This is a genomic window from Nocardiopsis xinjiangensis YIM 90004 (genome assembly GCF_000341145.1).
GTDB classification, from domain to species: domain Bacteria; phylum Actinomycetota; class Actinomycetes; order Streptosporangiales; family Streptosporangiaceae; genus Nocardiopsis; species Nocardiopsis xinjiangensis.
Map to the genome: position 1 here is coordinate 1 of NZ_ANBE01000008.1, position 22,503 is coordinate 22,503.

Sequence of the window (22,503 nt, forward strand, 5' to 3'; positions counted from 1 at the left end):
TACTGACGACCACGTAGACCGTCAGGTGTTGCGAGGACCCCAAGAATCCGCCGGACCCGGCCGGGCGCATCCGTGTGCGCCGGAGGCCGTGCGGAGATCTTCCGGTGGCGTTTGCCGTGTTCGGCGGGCATGCGTGGCGGTTCGGTGCAAGGATGAAGGGCCGGGTCGCCCGCTCCTCGCCGATGCGACCTATAACACGTGCATACGATTCGCGTCTTTGATGAGCTTTGACTTATCGTGGAAACAAGCCGGTGAGAACCGGCAGGCCAGAGCGGGTTTCGGCCCGCCAGGCCACAGACCGACGTGCCGGCAGTGCGCCCGCTGGGGGGTAGGCGCGCACAGCTCGGAACGTCACAGAAGGGCCCGTCACTCCGGTGGCGGGCCCTTCGCTCTGTTCAGGGGCCTCGGTCGTCCGCCCCGGCACCCGCTCCCGGCTGTGCGGGGACCGCTCCGGGGCGCCCACACGCCGCCCTCCCCGTACCCGCGGGCCCGGGGAGGGCGGCAGGCTCGGCTCAGTCCTGCATGGCCTCTTCGGGGATGGGTTCACCCTCGCGTATCGCGTCGAACATCATCTCCGAGCGGCTCTCGTCCCACATCACGACCGAACCCACGTTCGGCAGGGTCGGTGTCTCGCCCACAGGGATCGCCGTCGTCTCGACACCGCCGCGCATGGCCAACAGCATGCCGGCCAGGTGCCGGAGCTTGTCGCCCTCGTCGACGGTGAACGTGTCGGTCCCGGCGATCACGAGCGGGCCCGCACGGAACGGGTTGAACATCGTGGAGGGGGCACTGGACTCCTGGATCAGCGCGGAGAAGAACTCCCGCTGGCGCTGGATGCGGTCGAGGTCGGCGCGGGGGCTGTCACGGGTGCGCACGTACCCGAGCGCGGTACCGCCGTCCATGTCCTGGCATCCGGCCTCGATATCGAGACCGGCCTTGGGGTCGGACATGGGTGCTTCGGGGCACAGCTCCACACCACCGACGGCGTCGACGAGGTCCACGAACCCGCCCATGCCGATCTCGACGTAGTGGTCGACCTGCACGCCCGAGGCGCGTTCGAAGGTCTCCACCAGGGGCGCCGGTCCGCCGCAGACCTCCTCGCCCTCCTCGTCCGTGCCGCACGTCGAGTCGGCGTAGGCGGTGTTGATCTTGTTGTCGGCGTAGCCGGGCACGGCCATCGGGACGAAGGAGTCACGGGGGACACTGATGATGCTGGGATCGCCGTCGCGCGGGGTGTACAGCAGCATGATCGTATCGGTGCGCTGTCCCTCGGCCTCGCCGGTCGCCAGCTCCTGCATCTGGTCGTCGTCCATGCCGTCGCGGCTGTCGGATCCCACGATCATGTGGACGGTGCCGCGGCCGTCGTCGGGGCGGCCCTCGTAGTCCTGGAGGGCCTCGACCCGGTTCAGGCGTGAGTTCGCCCACAGGTAGAACCCCAGCGGCACGATCAGGAGTACCACCAAGGCCATGACCAGGATGGTCCTGAACCTGCGTTTGCGCTGTTCCCGGGCCCGGCGCTTGATGCCGCGGCCGTCGTACTCCCGGGCGTCGGAGTGGGTGCGGCGGCGCTTCTTCTGCCCCCGGGCCGGGGAGATCTCGTCGGCCGAGGGCATACGCCGGGTCTCGCCCACCGCACGCTGTTCGGACTCACGCGGGCGGTAGAGCTTTTCGAACTCGTCGGGGGAGCCGGGGCCGCCGCCGCGTCGGAACACCCCTCCCCGGTCGTGTTCCCCGGTCGAGCCGTGCCCGCCCGGTCCTGGTCGCTCAGCCATGGATCTGCCGTCCCCGTTCCGCGTGATGGATGTGCCGTCACCCCTGTGGGATCGCAGACAGCGTAGCCGGGTTCGCAGATCTTGCGATCTGCCTCCTTCGGGCCGTAAGCATCCCCTTTCGGGATCAGCGCAGACGGATCAGCGCAGACGGTGTGCCCCGGCGGCCGGACGGGCGGTGCGCAGACGGGGGGCGCGTGGACCGCGTCCGGAGAAGGCCCGTTCCACGTTCGCGCGGACCCGTTCGAGCCGGTCGTCGCCGACCAGGGCGAACGCGGCGCCCCGCCAGCCGGTCATCCGCGTACCGCGTGCACCGGCGCGGGAGGCGGCCTCGGCGACCAGGTCCACGTCCGGCGTGGGCAGCTCGAAGCGGCGCAGCGAAAGGTGGGAGGCGGACAGGATCGGACCGAGCTCACCGAACCGTTCGGCGCGCAGCAGGCCCACGGCCGCGTTGAGGCGGTGCACCTCGGTGACCGCGTACTCCACCCGGCGGGCCAGGGCAGCGTCCGGGAGGCGGTTCAGCGCCTCGGGCAGGTCCTGGACCGCCCGCAGGGGACCCAGGGCCCGTGCGGCTCGGCGGAGTTCCTCCTCACGCCTCCGGCGCAGGTCACGGCGGGGCAGGGCGCCGGTGTCGGCCACGAGCAGGTGCAGATCCTCCGCGGCCAGGTCGAAGGGGAACACGGCCGTGCGCAGGTTCTTGTGGTTGACCCGGACGACATGACCGGGGCGGGCCACCAGAGCGACCCGCTCGTCGGCGTCGGTGCCCTCGGGGGGCGGGGCCCCGCCCAGGTCGGACAGGGCCAGTGAGGTGGCGGCCCGGAGCGCGGCCGTGCGCCCCAGGGATGCGTGTGCGGGCAGGTCGGCGTCGACGACGGCCCGTACCCCGGTCCCGGGCGCCATGATCCCCTCGCGGCGGGCACGTTCGACGGCGCCGGTCACTGCCACGGCCGTCGCGGAGCGGGCGCGCACCGGTCCCTCTGGCAGGGCGGCGTGCACCTCGCCGTCCTCGGCCGGGCCGAGCGCCACCGTCACACCCCACGGCAGTGCGGTGTACAGGCCCACACCCTCGCTCGCGGCCGTGTGTTCGCCCATGAGCGCCAGGCGGCCCGGAGCGTGCCAGACACCTGCGGGCGGCGCCGCGAAGCGCTCGTGGAAGACCTGGGCCAGGGCGTCCGGGTCCGGCGGGGTCTCCGGCCAGGGCCCCCGCGGGCCGGCCGGGCCCACGCCCAGCATCGCGCACAACCGTGTCCCCGTGCCCCCCACCGTGCTTTCCCTTCCTCCGCCGCGGCTGTCCTCCACACTCCAGGATGCACCGGCCCGGGCGCGGGCCGTGCGTGGGCGTGGCCACTCCGGCGGCGGACACCCCCCGCCCTTAGGCTGGACGGATGACATCGGTGGCCGAGCGGGCCCGCGGCGCCGCACAGCGTGCACAGAACAAGGCGATGGACACCTTCTGGGATCTGAGATGGCGCAGTCCCGCCGCCGACCACCTGGTGCGCGCGTCCGAGCGGTACTCCGACCAGAACGGCAGCCAGCTCGCTGGAGCAGTGACCTACTTCGCGTTCCTGTCCTTCTTCCCGTTGCTCGCGCTGGCCTTCGCGGTCCTCGGCCACCTGACGGCGGTCGACGTCGAGCTCCAGCAGTACCTGGAACAGGTCCTGGACGAGACCCTGCCGGGGTTGTCGCAGCAGCTGCCGGTGGAGCAGATCGCACGAGCACGTCTGGGCGCGAGCCTGATCGGTGCGCTGGGTCTGCTCTACGCGGGGCTGAACTCGGTGGCGTCGTTGCGCGAGGCCTTGCACGCGATCTGGCTGCGCAGCATGCGCCAGGGCCCCAACTACGTCGTGCGCAAGGGTGCCGACCTGCTCGTCATGCTGGGCCTGGGCACGGCGCTGCTGTTCACGGTCGCCTTCACGAGTGTGGCTCAGACCGCGACGCACTGGCTGCTGGGGCTGATGTCCCTGGACGGTTCGGTGGTGGCGGGGCTGGCGCTGAGACTGTTGGCCGTGGCCATCGCGATCGGCATGAACGCGTTGATCTTCGTGCTGGCCTTCTCGCTGTTGTCGGGGGAGGGGCGTGCCACACGTCCGATCTGGCGGGGTGCGCTCATCGGCGCGATCGGGTTCGAGATCCTCAAGTCGGCCGCGACGATGCTGTTGTCCGGCACCCTCAGCAACCCGGTCTACGCCTCCTTCGCCGTGCTGGTGGGGTTGCTGGTGTGGATCAACCTGGTCATGCGCCTGGTCGTGTTCAGTGCCGCGTGGACGGCCACGTGGCTCCCGGACCTGCCGCCCTACACGGGGATGCTCCCGCTGCCGGAGGCCAGCGGTATGGACTGGACCCGCAAGGTGGCGGTGCTGCGGCCCTCGCCGCGGGAGCTCGCCGAGCGGCGTCTGGCACAGCGGATCCTCGCCGCACTCGTGGCGACCGTCGCGGCGGCGGTCACGGCCGGTGCCGCGGCGGTGCTCATGCGCTCGGGGGCGGGGCACCGCGAGTGAACCCTGTCCGCTCTACCCAGGACGAAGGTCGTTCGTCCCCTGCAGGGTTTTCGCTCCGTATACGGCAGGCTCCGGGAGGGTAGTCCTCATCTGTCCCGGTTCGCCGGGCAGCCCGGCCGGAAAAAGGCCGCGGAACCCCCTGGAGGACGAAGATGGCTATTTCGTTCACGTCATCCGAACGCCCGACGATCGGAGTGGAATGGGAACTCCAGCTCGTCGACCATAAAACCCGACATTTGCGCCAAGAAGCACACGAACTACTTGCAGCTCTCCCGGACCTCAGTTCCGGAAGTGCGCATCCACCGCTGCGCCACGAACTCATGCAGTCCCAGGTCGAGGTCGTCACCGGCATCTGCGAGACCGTCGAGGAGGCCAAGGGCGACCTCGACCGCAACATCGGCCGTATGCGGGAGGTCCTCCACCCCTGGGGCACCACTCTGACCTGTTCCGGGACCCACCCCGTCGACGACTGGCGGGACCAGGAGCTCAGCCCCGGGGAACGCTACGGCGAACTCGTGGACCAGATGCAGTGGTTGGCCCGGCGCATCCTCACGTGCGGAGTCCACGTGCACGTGGGGGTCCGCGACCGGGAGAAGGCCGTGCCCATCGTCAACGCCCTCAGCCATTATCTGCCGCACTTCCTCGCCCTCAGTGCGTCCAGCCCGTACTGGGGCGGCAGTGACACGGGACTCGCCTCCGCGCGGTCGATCATCTTCGGGGCCCTGCCCACCTCCGGGCCGCCACCGAACCTTCCACACTGGCGGGCTTTCGAGGAATACCTCGAAACACTACTCAGGGCGGGTACGATCGCCTCCATCAAGGAAGTGTGGTGGGACATCCGTCCGCACCCCGATTTCGGCACGATCGAGATCCGGATGTTCGACGGAATACCCACACTGCGCGAGGTGGGAATGGCTGCCGCGCTCTCCCAGAGCCTGGTGGAACTGTTCGATCACCAGCTCGACCGCGGGTACGGGCTACCCAGCCCGCCCCCCTGGGTCGTGAAGGACAACAAGTGGCGAGCCACCCGCTACGGACTCGACGCCCGGGTCATCACGGACGCCCACGGAACCACCGTTCCGCTCCGTGACGACCTCTACGAGCTCGTTCGGGAACTGCGGCCGACCGCGGCCCGCTTGGGCTGCGCCGAGGACCTGGACCTGGTGTCGGAGATCCTGGACAAAGGGGCCTCGTACGAGCGCCAGCGCGCGGTCGTCGCGGACGGCGGTTCCACCTCCGACGTCGTGGACCTGCTCGCCGCCGAACTCCGTAGCGGTGATCCCACCCGCGCTGTGTCCGTGCCGGCGACCTAGCCGGCTGCGCGGTAAGACGTGAACGAAGAGGGGATCCTCGCATGCAGGGACATGACCTGCCGGAACAGTTGACGGCCTTCCTGGCCCGCAACGAGCGAGAGCTCATCGGCTTTCGCCGGGACCTGCACATGCACCCCGAACTCGCCTTCGCCGAACACCGCACCACGGGCCGCATCGCCGAACGCCTGCGGGCGGCCGGGTTGCAGCCGAAGATCCTTCCCGTGGGCACGGGGCTGGTCTGTGACATCGGCTCCGGCCCCGGGCCCGTCGTGGCCCTGCGCGCCGACATCGATGCGCTGCCCCTGACCGACGAGAAGGACGGTACGCCCTACCGCTCCACCGTGCCGGGGGTCGCGCACGCATGCGGACACGACGTGCACACCACCGTGCTGCTCGCGGCCGGCCTGTTCCTGGCCCAGCAGGAGCGGGCCGGTGCCCTGCCCGGGCGGGTGCGGCTGCTCTTCCAACCCGCCGAGGAACTGCCCGGCGGCGCCGTGGAGGTCGTCAAGGCCGGGGCGATGGAGGGTGTGGACCGGGTCTTCGCCCTGCACTGCGATCCCCGCCTCCCGGTCGGCAAGGTGGGACTGCGCAGCGGCGGTATCACCGCTGCCTGCGACCAGCTCCTGGTGCGCCTGTCCGGCCCCGGCGGCCACACCGCACGTCCGCACCTGACCGCCGACCTCGTCTACGCCCTGGGCAAGATCGTCACCGAGCTGCCCGCCGCCCTCTCCCGGCTGGTCGATCCCCGCGCCGGGTTCAGCCTCGTGTGGGGCCGGGTCAGTGCGGGCTCGGCACCCAACGTCGTCCCCGACGACGCCGTCGCCGAGGGCACTGTGCGCTGCCTGGACGACGAGGCCTGGCACGAGGCCCCCGACATCGTGAAGGGCCTGGTCGAATCGGTGGCCTCCGTCTACGGCGCCCGCCCCGAGGTGACCTACCGGCGAGGGGTCCCGCCCACCATCAACGAGGCCACCAGCATCGAGATCATGCGCGAGGCCACTGCCCGTGCCCTGGGCCAGGAAGCGGTCGCCTCCACCTCGCAGAGCCTGGGCGGGGAGGACTTCGCCTGGTACCTCGAGCACGCACCCGGCGCCCTGGCCCGGCTGGGCACCCACTCCCCGGACCGGGACGGGCCGATGCTGGACCTGCACAGGGGCACCTTCGACGCCGACGAGCGCGCCATCGGGATCGGCACCCGGTTCGCCGCCACCACCGCGCTGACCGCGCTGTGGGAGGCCTCACGGCCCGGTGAACGGGTCGACAGCGAGGCCATGGCCTGAGCCTACGGCCGCCGCCGTGCGGAGGGGCCTTCCCCGCCGTGTCCCGTGCGGTGGGGTGGCGGGCGCCCGGCTCATCTGCCGGATCCTCGGCAACTTCCCCCGCGGTGTCGGGCGCGCTTTCCTGCGGGTGGCATGCTGTGGAACATGAACCAGCCACTCACTGTTGAGCAGATCCGGCAGGCGCCGAAGGTGCTCCTGCACGACCACCTCGACGGCGGGCTGCGCCCGGAGACCGTCGTCGAGCTCGCCCGGGACTCCGGATACACCGGCCTGCCCACCTACGACCCCGTGGAGCTGGGCAACTGGTTCCGCGAGGCCTCCGACTCCGGTTCTCTGGAGCGGTACCTGGAGACCTTCAGCCACACCACCGCGGTCATGCAGACCCGCGATGCGCTGGTCCGCGTCGCCGCCGAGTGCGCTGAGGACCTGGCCGCGGACGGTGTCGTCTACGTGGAGTCGCGCTACGCCCCCGAGCAGCACCTGGAGGGCGGGCTCTCCCTGGAGGAGGTCGTCGAGGCCGTCCAGGAAGGGCTCGACCTGGGTGAGAAGCGCGCCGCCGATCAGGGAAACCCCATCCGTACCGGGCAGCTCGTGACGGCGATGCGCCACGCCGCACGCTCCTCGGAGATCGCCGAACTCGCCGTACGCCACCGCGACGTGGGGGTCGTGGGCTTCGACATCGCCGGTGCCGAGGCCGGGAACCCGCCCACGCGCCACCTGGACGCCTTCGAGTACCTGCGCCGGGAGAACTTCCACTTCACGATCCACGCGGGCGAGGCCTTCGGGTTGCCCTCCATCTGGGAGGCCCTGCAGTGGTGCGGCTGCGACCGGCTCGGCCACGGCGTGCGCATCGTCGACGACATCGACCACGACGACAACGGTGCCCCGGTGCTGGGCCGTCTCGCGCAGTACGTGCGCGACAAGCGTGTGCCGCTGGAGATGTGCCCCAGCTCCAACGTGCAGACCGGTGCGGCCCCCTCCATCGCCGAGCACCCCATCGGGATGCTGCGCGACCTGCGTTTCCGGGTGACGGTCAACACCGACAACCGGTTGCAGAGCGGTACCAGCCTGTCCGGGGAGTTCGCCAAGCTCAGCGATGCCTTCGGCTACGACTGGGACGACCTGCAGTGGTTCACGGTCAACGCCATGAAGTCGGCGTTCTTGTCCTTCGACGAGCGTCTGTCCCTCATCAACGGCATCATCAAGCCCGGGTACGCGCGCCTGAAGTGGGCGACCGAACGGTGACCACGAAGGAGAGTACGACGCACTACGCCACCTTCACGCGGGTGATGGGTGTGGTGTGGACCGTCGTCGCCCTGCTGCTCCTGATCGACGTGCTGCTGCGCGGGGAGGGACGCATGGCCTGGATCGCCTCTGCGTTCCTGGCGGCGAGCGTCGCCGGCGTGTACATCATGTGGCTGCGGCCCCGTGTGGTCTCCACCGAGCGCGGTCTCCGCATGATCAACCCGCTGCGCGAGGTGTTCGTGCCCTGGAGCGCGGTGGAGTGGATCGACGTCCTCGACGTGCTGCGTGTGCACACCCCGGCCGGAGTGGTGCGTTCCTGGCCGCTGCGTGAGTCGAAGCGTTCCAAGGTGCGGGAGAACATGCGCCGGGACTCCGGCCACATCGACACCGACGTCGACGACGACCCCGAGAGGGCCCGTCCGGTCGACCTCATGGCGCGCGACCTGCGCCGGGACGCAGAGCGGCACCGGGCCCGGCCCCTGGGCGGCCCGATCAAGGACGCCGACGAGGCCGGCCCCGCCGCGATCGGTGCCGAGGACCGGCCCCAGGCGATGGTTCCGGTCGAGGTGATCGTCGTGCTGAGCCTGACCGCCGCGATGCTGGTGGCGGTGTTCCTCCTGGCGTGAGCCACCCTCGGCAGACCTGCCGTCGGACCCGGTCCCCGCCTTCTCGGGGCCGGGCCCGACGTGTGTGGAACGGCCTTGACGCCGCACTGCCGACTCTGGTTAGGTTAGGCATGCCTAAGGGAAATGTTCCGGGCGGGCTTAGCGCGGATGGCCCGGTTCGGAGCAATTCCCCTCAGGCACGTGCGGTCCGTCCGCTCAACGGGAAGAGAAGGTGCCGCCCGCCGCGAGTCCAACGGGGTCTGCGGGGGCCCTGCGCGGCGGTCGCCACCGGGGTAGGAATACCCGCCCCGTCCCGTCCTGGCCGCGCCCGGCGCTGTCCACCCCACGGCCTCGGGGTGCACGCTCGCCACGCCGGTGCCGGGCGCAGCCGGGGCGGGGCCGCTCCGGCAGCTGCGAACACGTACGGATCCCCGGTCAGCCCGACGGCCCCGGCCGAGAGGTTCGCTCGGCCGGGGCCGTTGCCGTGCGGGGCCGGATCAGATCCGGGAGATCACACGGTTGAGGAGCTCCCCGAGACGGTGGGCCCGCTGGGCGACGACCTCGAGGGCGTGCTCGGCCTCGAAGGGTTGGAAGAGCGCGCTCATGGCGTCGTTGCTGACCATCGCCAGGGCCAGGACGTCGGCCCCCGCCCCCGCGGCTGCGATCGTCTCCAACGAGATCGACCGCCCCACGACGTCCGCACCGGCCTGGCGCAGCACGTTCAGCTCCGCCGGGGTCTGGAACTGAGGCCCGACCGCGGACGCGTACACACCCTCGGCCAGGGACGGGTCCACCTCGCGGGCGACCTCCCGCAACCGCTCGGAATAGGCGCGGGACAGATCCACGAACGTGGCGCCCACCAGGGGTGAACGGCCGGTCAGATTGATGTGGTCGCGCACGACCACGGGCTGGCCCGGGGCGATGTCGGCGCGCAACGAACCGGCCGATCCGGTCAGGACCACGGTTCCGGCCCCCGCCGCGATGCCGGTGCGCACCGCGTGCGCCACGTCCATGGCGTCGTATCCCTCATAGAGGTGGATGCGGCCCATGAAGACCGCGACCCGCTTCTCGCCCACCCACATACTGCGCACGACGGAGGTGTGGCCCTCGGCCGTGGGCGCGTGGAACCCCGGGAGCTCCGTCACGTCCAGTTCGATGTCCGGCGTACCCAGCGCGTCCACCGCGCCGGCCCAGCCCGAGCCGAGCACCACCATGGCGTCGAAGGAATCGGCTCCGGCGTGGGACAGCAACTCGTGTGCGGCCGAGCCCGCCAGTTCCTCCGCCTTCTCGGTCGTACGGGGCGGCTGCTCTGTATCGCTCACGAGACGGATGCTACCGCTGTGTAATGGAATTGTTCCGGAACGCAACGCTGGGTGTCAGGCGGGCGGAATGACGGTTCACATGGCCGACAATGGGAGGAAGCGATAAAACCAGGTGGAGCCCGTCCATGCCCGAACATCGTCCCCGACCGGGAACGGGTGTGCGGGCCGCCCGCAGAGGGAGTGAAGCAGCGTGACGAAGGTCGTGATCATCGGAGGCGGACCCGGGGGCTACGAGGCGGCACTGGTCGCAGCACAGCTCGGCGCGGACGTGACGGTGGTGGAACGCGACGGAATCGGCGGCGCCTGCGTCCTCACCGACTGCGTCCCTTCCAAGAGCCTCATCGCCACCTCCACGCGTGCCACCTACGTACGCGAGTCCAGTCACCTCGGCCTCCACATCCCCGGCGTGCACGAGCACGCATCGGGCGTCGAGGCGCACGTGAACGAGGTCAACCCCAGGATCAAACGCCTGGCCGAGGCGCAGTCCGAGGACACGCACGCCCGACTCGTCAAGGAGGGCGTCAAGGTCATCACCGGCGAGGCCCGGCTGGTCGACCCGCACATCGTCGCCGTGGACGACCAGCGGATGCGCGCCGACGTCGTCCTCCTGGCCACCGGAGCCCACCCCCGCGAACTCCCCACCGCGCGCCCCGACGGGGAACGCATCCTCACCTGGCGCCACCTCTACGACCTCGAGGAGCTGCCCGAGCGCCTCATCGTCGTCGGTTCCGGTGTGACCGGTGCCGAGTTCGCCAGCGCCTACCAGTCGCTCGGATCCGACGTCACCCTCGTCTCCTCCCGCGAACTGGTCATGCCCACCCAGGACTCGGACGCCGCCGAGGTCCTGGAGGAGGTCTTCATGCGGCGCGGTATGACCGTGCTCAGCCGCACCCGTGCCGAGTCGGTCGTCAACACCGGCGAAGGGGTGGAGGTGACCCTCTCCGACGGCCGAGTCGTCGAGGGCAGCCACTGCCTCATGACGGTCGGCATGATCCCCAACACCGACGGCCTGGGCCTGGAGGAGGCCGGGGTCCGCCTGGCCGGCAGCGGGTTCATCGACGTCGACCGTGTCTCACGCACCTCGGTCCCGGGCGTCTACGCGGCCGGTGACTGCACCGGTGTGAACATGCTCGCCTCCGTGGCCGCCATGCAGGGCCGGATCGCCATGTGGCACGCCTTGGGAGAGGCCGTGGCCCCCCTGAAGCTGTCCACGGTCGCCTCCACCGTCTTCACCCACCCGGAACTGGCCGCTGTGGGTGCGAGCGAGAACGACGTGCGCAGCGGCCGGATCGACGGGCGTTCGGTCACCCTGCCCCTCAACACCAATCCCCGGGCGAAGATGAACGACGTCGAGGACGGCTTCGTCAAGCTCATCTGCCGCCAGCACACCGGCATCGTCCTCGGCGGCGTCATCGTCGGACCGCGGGCCAGTGAGCTCATCCTGGCGGTGTCGGTGGCCGTGCAGCAGCGGTTGACCGTGGACGACCTCGCCCACACCTTCTCGGTGTACCCGTCGCTGTCCGGCAGCGTCACCGAGGCAGCCCGCTCCCTCATGCTGGCCTCCCCGGAGTAGACCCGCCTCGCCTCGCCGGGGTCCACAGGGGGCTGCGTTCCCGTCCCGGGGCGTTCCCGTCCCGTGTGGGCCCCGGCCGTCCAAGGGCCGTGAACGCACAAGGGACCGGGCGCGCCGAGCGTGTGCCCGACGCGCCCGTGAGGGAGCGTGGGGCAGGGTCGGGCCAGGCCCGGCGTCAGAAGTCGAAGCCCCCGAAGTCGCCGAAGTCGCCGCCACCGAAGTCCCCGCCGCCGAAGTCGCCCCCGGCGTCGCCCATGTCCTCGGCCCCGGCACCCATCATTCCGCCGCCCATCATGGAACCCATCATCGAGCCCATCATCATTCCGGTGAACATGCCCGTCATCATGTTCAGGCCGAAGTAGCCGCCGGCGTAGGGCGAGTAGGCCGGTCCGGCGTCGTAGTACGGGCGGCGCTCGCCGTCGACCTCGACCATGCGCACGTCCGGCTGACCGCCGGTGCGCACGGCCTGCGCGCACTGGTCGCACGCGGTGACCTCGCGCGGGCTGCCGCCGGGCGGGGCCCAGGTGACGTCCTGGGTGGAGGGCCCGTGCTGAGGATTGAAGAAGCAGGGGCCGCGGCGCTCGGGCACCTTCTCGCCGTTGAGGCGGGCCCGGGTGGCGGACATGTAGTAGCGGCCGTCCTCCAGGGCGCCGGTGACCAGGCGGACCTGGTCAGGCTCCTGGATGGTGTCGAGGAGGGATTTGGCCTGGTCGTAGGAGTCCATGGCCCGCGTGTAGTCCTCACGGGTGGCCTCGTCGACCGCCGACAGGTCGATCTCGAAACGTGAGACGTCCTCGCCGAGGCGCACGACGTCCTCGGTGGCCATCTGCTTGATCTCCTCGAGCTGCCTGGCCTTCTCCGCCTCGCGCTTCTTGCGCTGATTGTGGACGAACCAGCCGCCGGCGCCGATGAGCAGAACGAGGACGGCCAGCAGGACGAAGCCGGAGACGGCATTGGTGTCCTGGGCCTCTTCGAGCTCGGTCGTGGCCTCGGGGACCGCCGCGAGCGTGTCGATCGGGTTGGGATCGCCCGTGGCACCGCCGCCCTCCTGGAGGGACAGTTCGCGGATCGCCTCGGTGTCCTCGATGTTCGGTGAGGTGACCTCGAACGAGTCGGATCCGGAGAGGACCCCGTAGGCACCGTCCCCGACCTCGGCCATGACGGGGTCCATGAACGCGTCCACACCGGCCTCGGAGGTGGTGTTGCCCCCGGGGACCAGGACGTAATAGACGGGGGTTTCTGCCTGGGCGGCCGCGTCCTCGAGGACCGCGATCTCTCCCTCGGGGATCGCGTCCTCGCCCGTTCCGACCTCGATGGCGGGATCGACGTAGACGCCGTCGTTCTCCAGTTCGCTGACGACGTCCTGGGTGTCGGGCAGGCCGGTGGCTTCATCGGTCTCGGCGGCGGCGGGCGCCACCGAGGCGGCCATCGCCGCGGCGGCGAGCCCGGCGGTGAGCATTGTGGGTGTTACCAAGCGGCGCAACATGATCGTTCCTCTCGCTTCCCTCACCCACGAAGACGAATCACGAATCCTCGTAGTTCCTGGTGGGCTCGGTGCCCTTGGCTCCGTGCGGCCGGTTCCGGCGGTGGGTCCGGGCACGACACGCGCGGTGGCGGTCCCGGAGTCCTTCCGGGCCGCCACCGCGTGATCGGGTACCCGCCGCACGGGCGGGTCCGGATCAGTCCTTGGCCGCCGGAGCGGAGCTCGCGGGGGCGCGCTCCGTCTCCCCGCGGGCCTCCGCAGAGCCGTCCGCGGACCCACTGCCGGAGGTGTCCCCGCCCGAGTCGGCCGTGTCCTCGCGGGCAGTACCCGCGTCGACCGTGTCCTCCTCGTCGAGCGGCACGAAGCCGTTCCCGCCGCGCGGGGTGTTGTAGCGCTCCAGGTCGATGATGCCCTCACGCTTGGCGACGATCGCGGGGATCAGTGCCTGTCCGGCCACGTTCACGGCGGTGCGGCCCATGTCGAGGATCGGGTCGACCGCCAGCAGCAGGCCCACACCCTCCAGGGGCAGGCCCAGCGTGGACAGGGTCAAGGTCAGCATCACGACGGCGCCGGTGGTACCCGCGGTGGCCGCCGAACCGATGACCGAGACCAGGGCGATCAGCAGGTAGTCGGTCAGGCCGAGGCTGATGCCGGGGAAGAACTGCGCGATGAAGATCGCCGAGATCGCCGGGTAGATCGCCGCGCAGCCGTCCATCTTCGTGGTGGTCCCGAACGGTACGGCGAAGGCCGCGTAGTAACGGGGCACGCCCAGGTTCTGCTCGGCCACCTTCTGGGTGATGGGCAGGACGCCCATGGAGGAACGCGAGACGAAACCGAGCTGCACGGTCGGCCAGACACCGGAGAAGTACTTGGCCGGGGACAAGCCGTGCAGGCGGGCCAGTACCGGGTAGACGACGAAGAGCACCAGCGCCAGTCCGGCGTAGACCGTGAGGACGAACTGGCCGAGCGCGCCGATGGTGTGCCAGCCGTAGCTGTAGACCGCGTTGCCGAGCAGGCCGAGGGTGCCGATCGGGGCGAGGCGGATGATCCACCACAGCGCCTTGAGCACGATCTGCAGGGCCGAGTGCGTGAACTCGATGAAGGGTTCGGCGGGCTTGCCGACCTTGACCGCGGCGATACCGAGCACGACCGCGATGACGATGAGCTGCAGGACGTTGAACGACAGCCCCGTGGCGAGGTCGTCGCCGGCGCCGGTGGTCTCGGCCTCCAGACCCAAGATGTTGGCGGGGACCAGGCCCTGGATGAAGTCGAGCCAGGACACATCGCGTCCCGGGTCCTGCTGGGTGGTGGGATCCACGCCGCTGTTGACGCCCGGGCGCAGAGTCAGGCCGAGCGTGATGCCGATGGAGACGGCGACGAGCGCGGTGATCGCGAACCACAGCAGGGTCTGGCCCGCCAGTCGCGCTGCGTTGGTGACGTTGCGCAGGTTCGCGATCGAGGAGACGACCGCCAGGACGATCAACGGCGGGACGGCCGTCTGCAGCAGCGTCACGAACGTGCTGCCGAACAGGTCGAGTGTGGTGGCCAGGCCGTTGGTGGCCTCGCCGTCGGCGTCGGGCGGGCTGATCTGGAAGGCGGTGAAGCCCAGGCCCACGCCCAGGAACAGTGCGAGGAAGACCTGGACGGTGAAGGAGGGGATCCAGGCTCTTCGTCGCGCGGGCGCTTCGGTGGTGCTCTGTGCGGACACGGTGTTGCTCCAGGTGGTGTGCGGAGAGCCGAGGGCACACCTGTGGGTCGTGCCTCATGGGGTGTGCGCTCGGCGCGAGGGGTCGGAGAGGGATCACCGTCGGGTGACGCGGGACAGGGAACGGCTCCGGAAGGTGCCTCGGCTGCCCGTGGTCGGGCGCGCGGGCGGGGTCAACGGGCCGCGGTCAGCTACACGCGTGGCTGGAGCAGCGGCACAGGTCGATGTGCCACCGTCGTGTCAGTCCCCAGATGTTCGTCACGATTCAGCACGATAACCCGGTTCGTTTACCTTTTCCATACACAGAAGCCCGGTGATTCGATGGATATCGAACAAAACCCTTCATGCGCCGGGCTCCGCGTGCTTCTTCCCGGTAACGTGTGAGTCGATAATCACCGCCCCGGGGCCCCACTCGACGCGCGGCCGAGCGGACAGGCCCGAGCACGACGCGGGCGGGCACCGCCCGGTACCCGCCCGCTCGTACCGAAAGCCTCAGGCGTCCTTGATCTCGCAGACGACCGCGCCGTTGCCCACGGCCTCGCCCGCGTCGATCTTCAAGCCGGTCACCACACCGGACTTGTGTGCGCTCAGCGGTTGCTCCATCTTCATCGCCTCGATGACCACGACCGTGTCGCCCTCGGCGACCTCGGCGCCCTCCTCGGCCACGAGCTTGACCACGGTGCCCTGCATCGGCGAGACCAGCGCGTCGCCGCCTGCGGCGGTCGCGCCCCCGCCGCNTGCGGTGCCTGGGCCGCCGCGCCCAGGGAGGCCGGCAGCACGACCTCCACACGCTTGCCGCCCACCTCCACGGTCACGTGCTCGCGCCCGCCCTCGGACGCCTCGCCCGGGGCACCCGACCACGGCTCGATCCGGTTGTCGAACTCGGTCTCGATCCAGCGCGTGTAGACGGAGAAGGCCTGCTCCGGGTCGGTGGGGGCGAAGGCCGGATCGGTCACGACCGCCTGGTGGAAGGGGATCACGGTGGGCATGCCGCCGACGGTGAACTCCGCCAGCGCCCGCCGCGAGCGCTGCAGCGCCTCGGCGCGCGTGCGTCCTGTCACCACCAGCTTGGCCACCATCGAGTCGAAGGCCTGCGGGACGGTGAAACCGGCCTCGCACCCGGTGTCCACCCGCACGCCCGGCCCGCCCGGAAGCGAGAGTTCGGTGATCGTGCCCGGGGCCGGCATGAAGTTCCGGCCGGCGTCCTCGGCGTTGATGCGGAACTCGAAGGAGTGCCCGCTCACCGGGGGGTCCTCGTAACCCAGTTCCTGGCCCTGGGCCACACGGAACATCTCCCGCACCAGGTCGATGCCGGTGACCTGCTCGGTGACCGGGTGCTCGACCTGCAGGCGGGTGTTGACCTCCAGGAACGAGATGGTGCCGTCGGTGCCCACCAGGAACTCACAGGTGCCCGCGCCCACGTACCCGGCCTCGGCCAGGATCGCCTTGGAAGCCGAGTAGAGGCGCTCGTTCTGGTCCTGGGTCAGGAACGGGGCGGGGGCCTCCTCGACCAGTTTCTGGTGGCGGCGCTGCAGCGAGCAGTCCCGGGTGGAGACCACCACGACGTTGCCGTGGGTGTCGGCCAGGCACTGGGTCTCCACGTGGCGGGGACGGTCCAGGTAGCGCTCCACGAAGCACTCGCCGCGCCCGAACGCGGTCACGGCCTCACGCACCGCCGACTCGTAGGCGTCGCGTACCTCGTCGAGTGTGTAGGCGACCTTCAGGCCGCGCCCCCCGCCGCCGAACGCGGCCTTGATCGCGATAGGCAGGCCGTGTTGCTCGGCGAAGGCCAGGACCTCCTCGGCCGACTCGACCGGGTCGGGGGTCCCGGCCACCAGCGGGGCACCGACCTTCTGAGCGATGTGGCGGGCCCGGACCTTGTCGCCCAGGGACTCGATCGCCGACGGGGGCGGGCCGATCCACGTCAGACCGGCATCGGTCACGGCCCTGGCGAAGTCGGCGTTCTCGGCCAGGAACCCGTAGCCGGGATGGACGGCGTCGGCGCCGGTGGCGGCGGCCACCGTCAGGAGTTTGCCGATGTCCAGGTAGGACTCGGCCGGGGTGGACCCGCCCAGCGCATGGGCCTCGTCGGCGATCTTGGCGTGGGGGGCGTCCAGGTCGGGGTCGGCGTAGACCGCGACGCTGGCCAGCTCGGCATCGCGGCAGGCACGGGCGATACGTACGGCGATCTCGCCGCGGTTGGCGATCAGGACTTTACGCACGGTGGGAAATCCTCCTGCAGGAACGTGGAACGGTGACGCGCCGACCGCTCTACGGGGGCTTCGGACATCGGGGGCTGCGGGTTACCGCATGCTCGAGCGCCACGCGCCCGGCCCGGGCCTGGGGGGAACACGGCCCCGCAGGCCCTGTGCCCGGTCGCGCCACCCCGACACGGGTTCGGGCGGCGTGGCCTCCGCGGCGGCCCGGGCCTGCGCGGCACGTGCGCCGAGCACCGCGGTGAGCGCGGCGAGTTCCTCTGCGGTCGGCTCGCCCCTGACCACGGCCAGGTGCGGCTCGCTGCTGTGCGCGCTCACAGCGGGATGTTCCCGTGCTTCTTCGGCGGAAGCTGCTTGCGTTTGTTCCGCAGTGCCTTGAGGGCCTTGGCGACCTGGTCCCGGGTCTCCGAGGGCATGATGACGCCGTCCACGTAACCGCGCTCGGCCGCCGAGTACGGATTCAGGAGGGTCTCCTCGTACTCGGTGACGAGACGGGCCCGTTCGGCCTCGACGTCGTCGGCATCGGCCAGGGTGCGCCGGTGCAGGATGTTCACCGCGCCCTGGGCACCCATGACCGCGATCTGGGCCGTGGGCCAGGCCAGGTTGACGTCCGCGCCCAGGTGCTTGGAGCCCATGACGTCGTAGGCACCGCCGAAGGCCTTGCGGGTGATGACGGTGATGAGGGGGACCGTGGCCTCGGAGTAGGCGTAGAGCAGCTTGGCGCCGCGGCGGATGATGCCGTCCCACTCCTGGTCGGTACCGGGAAGGAACCCGGGCACGTCCACGAAGGTCAGCACCGGGACGTTGAACGCGTCACAGGTGCGTACGAAACGCGCGGCCTTCTCCGACGCGTCGATGTCCAGGCAGCCGGCCAGGCTCTGGGGCTGGTTGGCCACCACACCGACGGACCGGCCGTCGACACGGCCGAAACCCACCACCAGGTTGGTCGCGAACCGGGCGTGGACCTCCAGGAAGTCGCCGTCGTCCAGCACCGACTCCAGCACCGTGCGCATGTCGTAGGGCTGGTTGGCCGAGTCCGGCACGAACGTGTCCAGCGCCAGGTCGGAGTCGGTGACCTCCTCGGCGGGGGCCTCCTCGGGCGGAACCGGGGGCGCTTCGTCCAGGTTGTTGTCGGGCAGGTGCGCCAGCAGGTCCTTGACGTAGTCGACGGCGTCCTGCTCGCCGGTGCCCATGTAGTGGGCCACACCGGAGCGGGCCGTGTGGGTGGCGGCGCCGCCCAGTTCCTCCATCGACACGTCCTCGCCGGTGACCGTCTTGATGACGTCGGGGCCGGTGATGAACATCTGCGAGGTCTGGTCGACCATCACGGTGAAGTCGGTGAGGGCCGGGGAATAGACATGGCCGCCGGCGGTGGCGCCCATGATGAGGGAGATCTGCGGAATCACCCCGGAGGCGTGGGTGTTGCGGCGGAAGATCTCGCCGTACTGGCCGAGCGCGACCACACCCTCCTGGATGCGGGCGCCGCCGCCCTCGTTGATGCCCACGACGGGGCAACCGTTCTGCAGGGCGTGGTCGAGGACCTTGATGATCTTCTCGCCGTAGACCTCGCCCAGGGAACCGCCGAACACGGTGACGTCCTGGCTGAACACGGCGACGGGGCGGCCGTCCACGGTTCCGTGCCCGGTGACGACACCGTCGCCGTAGGGGCGCTTGTCCTCCAGGCCGAAACTGGTGGAACGGTGCCGGGCCAGGGCGTCGAACTCGACGAACGAGCCGGGATCGAGCAGGGCGTCGATCCGCTCGCGTGCGGTCATCTTGCCTTTGGCGTGCTGTTTCTCCACGGCCCGTTCCGACCCTGCGTTGACCGCCTCGTAACGGCGGCGCTGTAGGTCGGCGAGCTTGCCCGTGGTGGTGTGGATGTCGATCTCGTCCGCGGGGAGTGGTTCAGGGGCTTCGGTGGCCATAACAACGCAGGTTAACTCTGTGCCCCACAGGGATCCGTACGCGGCCCTGGGTTACCTGGGAAGGCGCGGTCCCCTCCCGGTGAGCGCGGGCCCGGCGTCCCTCGACCGCTTCCGGCGGCGTGTCTCTCGAGGGCTCTCGGGCGTGGAATGGGAATAAATCCTGTGCGAAATAGTCGAATAATCACAATAATTCACGCCGCTGCGAAATACGGAAAATGTGGCCCCGCTCGTATTACGGGGCCGGTGATCTCTGTAGGCTCGGGCCCATGACAGCGGTGAACGCGGAACGCGACAGTGCACGGCAGGAAGTCCCCGAGCAGCTCCGCAGCGACGTAAAACTGCTCGGCGAGATGCTCGGGACGATCCTCGCCGAGAGCGGGGGAGCCGATCTCCTCGCGGATGTGGAGAAACTCCGGCACGCGGTGATCGGGGCACGCGAGGGCACGGTCGAGGGCGAGGAGATCACCCGCCTGGTGGGGGCCTGGCCCCTGGAGCGGGCCAAGCAGGTCGCCCGCGCCTTCACCGTCTACTTCCACCTGGCCAACCTGGCCGAGGAACACCAACGCATGCGCGCCCTGCGCGAACGGGACGACGCCGAGAACCCCCCGTCGGAATCGCTCGCCGCGGCCGTGCGCGCCGTCCGCGAGGAAGGCGGCGGCGAAGAGAGCCTGGAGAACCTCCTGGAGGGCATGGAGTTCCACCCGGTCTTCACCGCCCACCCCACCGAGGCCCGGCGCCGCGCCGTGTCCACCTCGATCCTGCGCGTCAGCGCCCAGCTCGAGGCCTGGCACGCCGCGCACGAGGGGAGCAGCGCCGCCGCCGAGGCGCACCGGCGCCTGCTCGAGGAGGTCGACCTGCTCTGGCGCACCTCCCAGCTGCGCTACACCAAGCTCGACCCGCTCGACGAGGTGCGTACCGCCCTGGCGGCCTTCGACGAGACCATCTTCTCCGTCGTCCCGCAGGTCTACCGCTCCCTCGACGCGGCCGTGGACCCCGAGGGCACCGGCACCCGCCCGCCCCGCGCGCTGCCCTTCGTGCGTTACGGGAGCTGGATCGGTGGTGACCGCGACGGCAACCCCTTCGTTACCCACGAAGTCACCCGCGAGGCCATGACGATCCAGTCCGAGCACGTGCTGCGCGGGCTCGAAGCCTCCTGTGACCGGGTCGCACGCACCCTGACCGCATACTCCAACCTCACCCCCGCAGACAAGGACCTGCACGAGGCCATCTCCACCGCCAAGGCCGGGCACCCCGGCCTCATGGCCGAGATCGGCAACCGCTCACCCAACGAGCCCCACCGCCAGCTCCTGCTGCTGGCCGCCGCGCGCCTGCGTGCCACGCGCGAGCGCGACGCCGACCTGGCCTACCCCGGCGTCGAGTCCTTCCTCGAGGACCTGCGCACCGTCCAGAACTCCTTGGCAGAAGCGGGCGCGGTCCGTCAGGCCTACGGGCAGCTGCAGCACCTGGTGTGGCAGGCCGAGACCTTCGGGTTCCACCTCGCCGAGCTCGAGATCCGCCAGCACAGCGAGGTGCACGCCGCGGCGCTGGCCGAACTGCGCGCCGGGAAGCGCCCCTCGGAGCGCACCGAGGAGGTCCTGGCCACGATCCGGGTCATCTCCTGGATCCAGGAACGTTTCGGGGTCGACGCCTGCCGCCGCTACATCGTCAGTTTCACCCGCTCGGCCGAGGACATCTCCGCCGTGCACGAGCTGGCCTCCTACGCGTTGCCGGAAGAACGCAGGCCCGTCCTCGACGTGATCCCGCTCTTCGAGACCGGCGCCGACCTGGAGGCGTCCCCGCACGTGCTCGCCGGGATGCTGGACCTGGCCCCGGTGCAGCGCCGCCTGGACGAGACCGGACGCCGGTTGGAGGTCATGCTCGGCTACAGCGACTCCGCCAAGGACGTCGGCCCGGTCAGCGCCACGCTGCGCCTGTACGACGCCCAGGCCCGCCTCTCGGAATGGGCGCGCGAGAACGGGATCCGGCTCACCCTCTTCCACGGGCGCGGCGGTTCCCTGGGCCGGGGCGGGGGGCCTGCCAGCCGTGCGCTGCTCGCCCAGGCACCCGGGTCGGTCGACGGCCGGTTCAAGGTCACCGAGCAGGGCGAGGTCATCTTCGCGCGTTACGGTCAGGAAGCCATCGCCCGCCGCCACATCGAACAGGTCGGCCACGCGGTGCTGATGGCCTCCACCGACCGTGTGCAGGAGCGCGAGCGCGCGGCGGCGGAGGGGTTCCGTGCCCACGCCGACACCATTGCGGCCGCCGCGCAGGAGACCTACCTCGACCTCATCGGCACCGAGGACTTCGCCGTGTGGTTCTCCCAGGTCAGTCCCTTGGAGGAGCTGGGAGAGCTGCGCCTGGGCTCGCGCCCCTCGCGCCGTTCGGCCGCCAAGGGGTTGGACGACCTGCGTGCGATCCCGTGGGTGTTCGCCTGGACCCAGACCCGCGTCAATCTGCCCGGTTGGTTCGGTCTCGGCACGGGTCTGGCCGCCGTCCAGGACGTGTCGCTGCTGCAGCGCGCCTACCGGGAGTGGCCCATGTTCGCGTCCCTGCTGGACAACGCGGAGATGAGCCTGGCTAAGACCGACCGGACCGTCGCCGAGCGCTACCTCGCTCTCGGCGGACGTCCCGAACTCACCCGGAAGGTCCTGGACGAGTACGACCTCACCCGCGTCCTGGTACTGCGGGTGACCGGTCACGAACGCCTGCTGGAGAACCGCGCGGTCCTCTCCCGCGCCGTCGACCTGCGCAACCCCTACGTGGACGCGCTCTCGCACCTGCAGCTGCGCGCTCTGGAGGCCCTGCGCGGGGAGGAGGCCGATTCCTTGTCGGAGCAGGACCAGCAGCACCTGGAGCGGTTGCTCCTGCTGTCCGTCAACGGTGTGGCCGCCGGGTTGCAGAACACCGGCTGAGCGCCCGGCCCGTACACGGCGGTGCCCTGCTCTCCCCGGGGACGCGGGGCACCGCTCTGTGTTCTGGCCCCCTCAGGTGGGGGACCCGCCAGTGTCGATCGTGGGGTCGAAAGGCACAGGGAAGCGGACCTCCTTGCCGAGAGGCACCTTCGTGGAGTTGGTCCACAGCGGCGAGGAGGGCTCCCGGGCGGGTTTGCCGGTGCTGCTGTAATGGGCGTATGGACCTGGACCGGACCCGACGGAACCCGCTCTCGCAGACCGCGCTGGCCGCAGCGCTCGTGCGCCCCGGAGGGCCGTGGCGGCGGGTGGAGGTGCTGCCTGCGGTGGGCTCCACCAACACCGAACTCTCCGCCCGTGCCAAAGAGGGCGAGGAGGACGGCACGGTCCTGGTCACCGAGCACCAGACCGCCGGGCGCGGGCGGCTCGGGCGCGGGTTCGAGACCCCGGAGGGTTCGGCGCTGACCTTCTCCCTGCTGTTGCGCCCGCCGGTGGCCCCGGACCGGATGGGGTGGCTGACTGCGCTCATGGGCGCGGCCGCCGTGGGAGCCGTACGTCGTGCCACCGGGGTACGGGCCGAGCTCAAGTGGCCCAATGACCTCATCGTCCCCGCCGGCCTGCGCGCGGAGCCCTCCGAGGCCGACGGCAAGCTCCCCCGGG

General features: G+C 70.5%; 15 protein-coding genes and 1 pseudogene. 8 read left to right on the forward strand and 8 right to left on the reverse strand.

The annotated features are described in order from the left end of the window. Positions 1-512: 512 nt before the first annotated feature. Both D473_RS0105875 and D473_RS0105880 read right to left on the reverse strand, forming a co-directional pair. Positions 513-1,772 carry an LCP family protein gene (locus D473_RS0105875; RefSeq protein ID WP_033352791.1) on the reverse strand — a complete coding sequence of 420 codons (1,260 nt, stop codon included), beginning with the start codon at positions 1,770-1,772 and terminating at the stop codon, positions 513-515. Positions 1,773-1,910: 138 nt separating this feature from the next. Further along, positions 1,911-3,032, reverse strand: coding sequence for a galactokinase family protein (locus D473_RS0105880; protein WP_026126643.1), 1,122 nt, complete (start codon positions 3,030-3,032; stop codon positions 1,911-1,913). 122 nt (positions 3,033-3,154) lie between these two features. Between D473_RS0105880 and D473_RS0105885 the strand changes: the two genes are divergently transcribed. The 5 genes from D473_RS0105885 (at position 3,155) to D473_RS0105905 (ending at position 8,731) form a co-directional block, all read left to right on the forward strand. Further along, complete coding sequence (locus D473_RS0105885; protein ID WP_026126644.1) at positions 3,155-4,267, forward strand: YihY/virulence factor BrkB family protein; 1,113 nt, start codon at positions 3,155-3,157, stop codon at positions 4,265-4,267. A gap of 152 nt (positions 4,268-4,419) precedes the next feature. Continuing rightward, positions 4,420-5,580: a glutamate--cysteine ligase gene (locus D473_RS0105890; protein WP_026126645.1), complete on the forward strand. Its 1,161-nt coding sequence runs from the start codon at positions 4,420-4,422 to the stop codon at positions 5,578-5,580. Positions 5,581-5,621: 41 nt separating this feature from the next. After that, positions 5,622-6,860, forward strand: a complete 1,239-nt coding sequence (locus D473_RS0105895; RefSeq protein WP_017608159.1) for a M20 family metallopeptidase — start codon at positions 5,622-5,624, stop codon at positions 6,858-6,860. Between the two features lie 144 nt (positions 6,861-7,004). Next, positions 7,005-8,105: an adenosine deaminase gene (locus D473_RS0105900; protein WP_026126646.1), complete on the forward strand. Its 1,101-nt coding sequence runs from the start codon at positions 7,005-7,007 to the stop codon at positions 8,103-8,105. A 44-nt stretch (positions 8,106-8,149) separates the two neighbouring features. Next, complete coding sequence (locus D473_RS0105905) at positions 8,150-8,731, forward strand: PH domain-containing protein (RefSeq protein WP_394296763.1); 582 nt, start codon at positions 8,150-8,152, stop codon at positions 8,729-8,731. Positions 8,732-9,207: 476 nt separating this feature from the next. On the opposite strand, the gene D473_RS0105910 is transcribed toward D473_RS0105905, so the two are convergent. Next, on the reverse strand, positions 9,208-10,032 hold the full coding sequence (locus D473_RS0105910; protein ID WP_017608162.1) for a purine-nucleoside phosphorylase: 825 nt from the start codon (positions 10,030-10,032) through the stop codon (positions 9,208-9,210). Positions 10,033-10,222: 190 nt separating this feature from the next. Between D473_RS0105910 and D473_RS0105915 the strand changes: the two genes are divergently transcribed. After that, the gene (locus tag D473_RS0105915; protein ID WP_017608163.1) at positions 10,223-11,605 is read left to right on the forward strand and encodes an NAD(P)H-quinone dehydrogenase; all 1,383 of its coding nucleotides are present in this window, start codon (positions 10,223-10,225) and stop codon (positions 11,603-11,605) included. Between the two features lie 175 nt (positions 11,606-11,780). Here D473_RS0105915 and D473_RS0105920 read toward each other — a convergent pair whose 3' ends face one another. From D473_RS0105920 to D473_RS0105940, 5 genes and pseudogenes are all read right to left on the reverse strand, one after another. Further along, complete coding sequence (locus D473_RS0105920; protein ID WP_017608164.1) at positions 11,781-13,064, reverse strand: hypothetical protein; 1,284 nt, start codon at positions 13,062-13,064, stop codon at positions 11,781-11,783. A 220-nt stretch (positions 13,065-13,284) separates the two neighbouring features. Then, positions 13,285-14,796: a dicarboxylate/amino acid:cation symporter gene (locus tag D473_RS0105925; protein ID WP_017608165.1), complete on the reverse strand. Its 1,512-nt coding sequence runs from the start codon at positions 14,794-14,796 to the stop codon at positions 13,285-13,287. Between the two features lie 489 nt (positions 14,797-15,285). Next, positions 15,286-17,015, reverse strand: a pseudogene (locus tag D473_RS25535) (acetyl/propionyl/methylcrotonyl-CoA carboxylase subunit alpha). A gap of 81 nt (positions 17,016-17,096) precedes the next feature. Beyond that, positions 17,097-17,327: an acyl-CoA carboxylase subunit epsilon gene (locus D473_RS0105935; protein ID WP_017608166.1), complete on the reverse strand. Its 231-nt coding sequence runs from the start codon at positions 17,325-17,327 to the stop codon at positions 17,097-17,099. After that, on the reverse strand, positions 17,324-18,934 hold the full coding sequence (locus D473_RS0105940; protein ID WP_017608167.1) for an acyl-CoA carboxylase subunit beta: 1,611 nt from the start codon (positions 18,932-18,934) through the stop codon (positions 17,324-17,326). The genes D473_RS0105935 and D473_RS0105940 overlap by 4 nt, the downstream gene beginning before the upstream one ends. 350 nt (positions 18,935-19,284) lie before the next feature. On the opposite strand from D473_RS0105940, the gene D473_RS0105945 reads away from it, so the two are divergent. After that, the gene (locus D473_RS0105945; RefSeq protein WP_026126647.1) at positions 19,285-21,846 is read left to right on the forward strand and encodes a phosphoenolpyruvate carboxylase; all 2,562 of its coding nucleotides are present in this window, start codon (positions 19,285-19,287) and stop codon (positions 21,844-21,846) included. A 218-nt stretch (positions 21,847-22,064) separates the two neighbouring features. Then, positions 22,065-22,503 (forward strand): biotin--[acetyl-CoA-carboxylase] ligase (locus D473_RS0105955; protein WP_017608170.1); only part of this gene is annotated, 439 nt, incomplete at its 3' end.

Excerpts from the sequence above, each read along its gene's own strand:
- D473_RS0105875 (WP_033352791.1), bottom strand. The coding sequence starts at position 1,772 with ATGGCTGAGCGACCAGGACCGGGCGGGCACGGCTCGACCGGGGAACAC.
- D473_RS0105885 (WP_026126644.1), top strand. The coding sequence starts at position 3,155 with ATGACATCGGTGGCCGAGCGGGCCCGCGGCGCCGCACAGCGTGCACAG.
- D473_RS0105890 (WP_026126645.1), top strand. The coding sequence starts at position 4,420 with ATGGCTATTTCGTTCACGTCATCCGAACGCCCGACGATCGGAGTGGAA.
- D473_RS0105895 (WP_017608159.1), top strand. The coding sequence starts at position 5,622 with ATGCAGGGACATGACCTGCCGGAACAGTTGACGGCCTTCCTGGCCCGC.
- D473_RS0105900 (WP_026126646.1), top strand. The coding sequence starts at position 7,005 with ATGAACCAGCCACTCACTGTTGAGCAGATCCGGCAGGCGCCGAAGGTG.
- D473_RS0105905 (WP_394296763.1), top strand. The coding sequence starts at position 8,150 with ATGGGTGTGGTGTGGACCGTCGTCGCCCTGCTGCTCCTGATCGACGTG.
- D473_RS0105920 (WP_017608164.1), bottom strand. The coding sequence starts at position 13,064 with ATGCTCACCGCCGGGCTCGCCGCCGCGGCGATGGCCGCCTCGGTGGCG.
- D473_RS0105940 (WP_017608167.1), bottom strand. The coding sequence starts at position 18,934 with ATGGCCACCGAAGCCCCTGAACCACTCCCCGCGGACGAGATCGACATC.
- D473_RS0105945 (WP_026126647.1), top strand. The coding sequence starts at position 19,285 with ATGCTCGGGACGATCCTCGCCGAGAGCGGGGGAGCCGATCTCCTCGCG.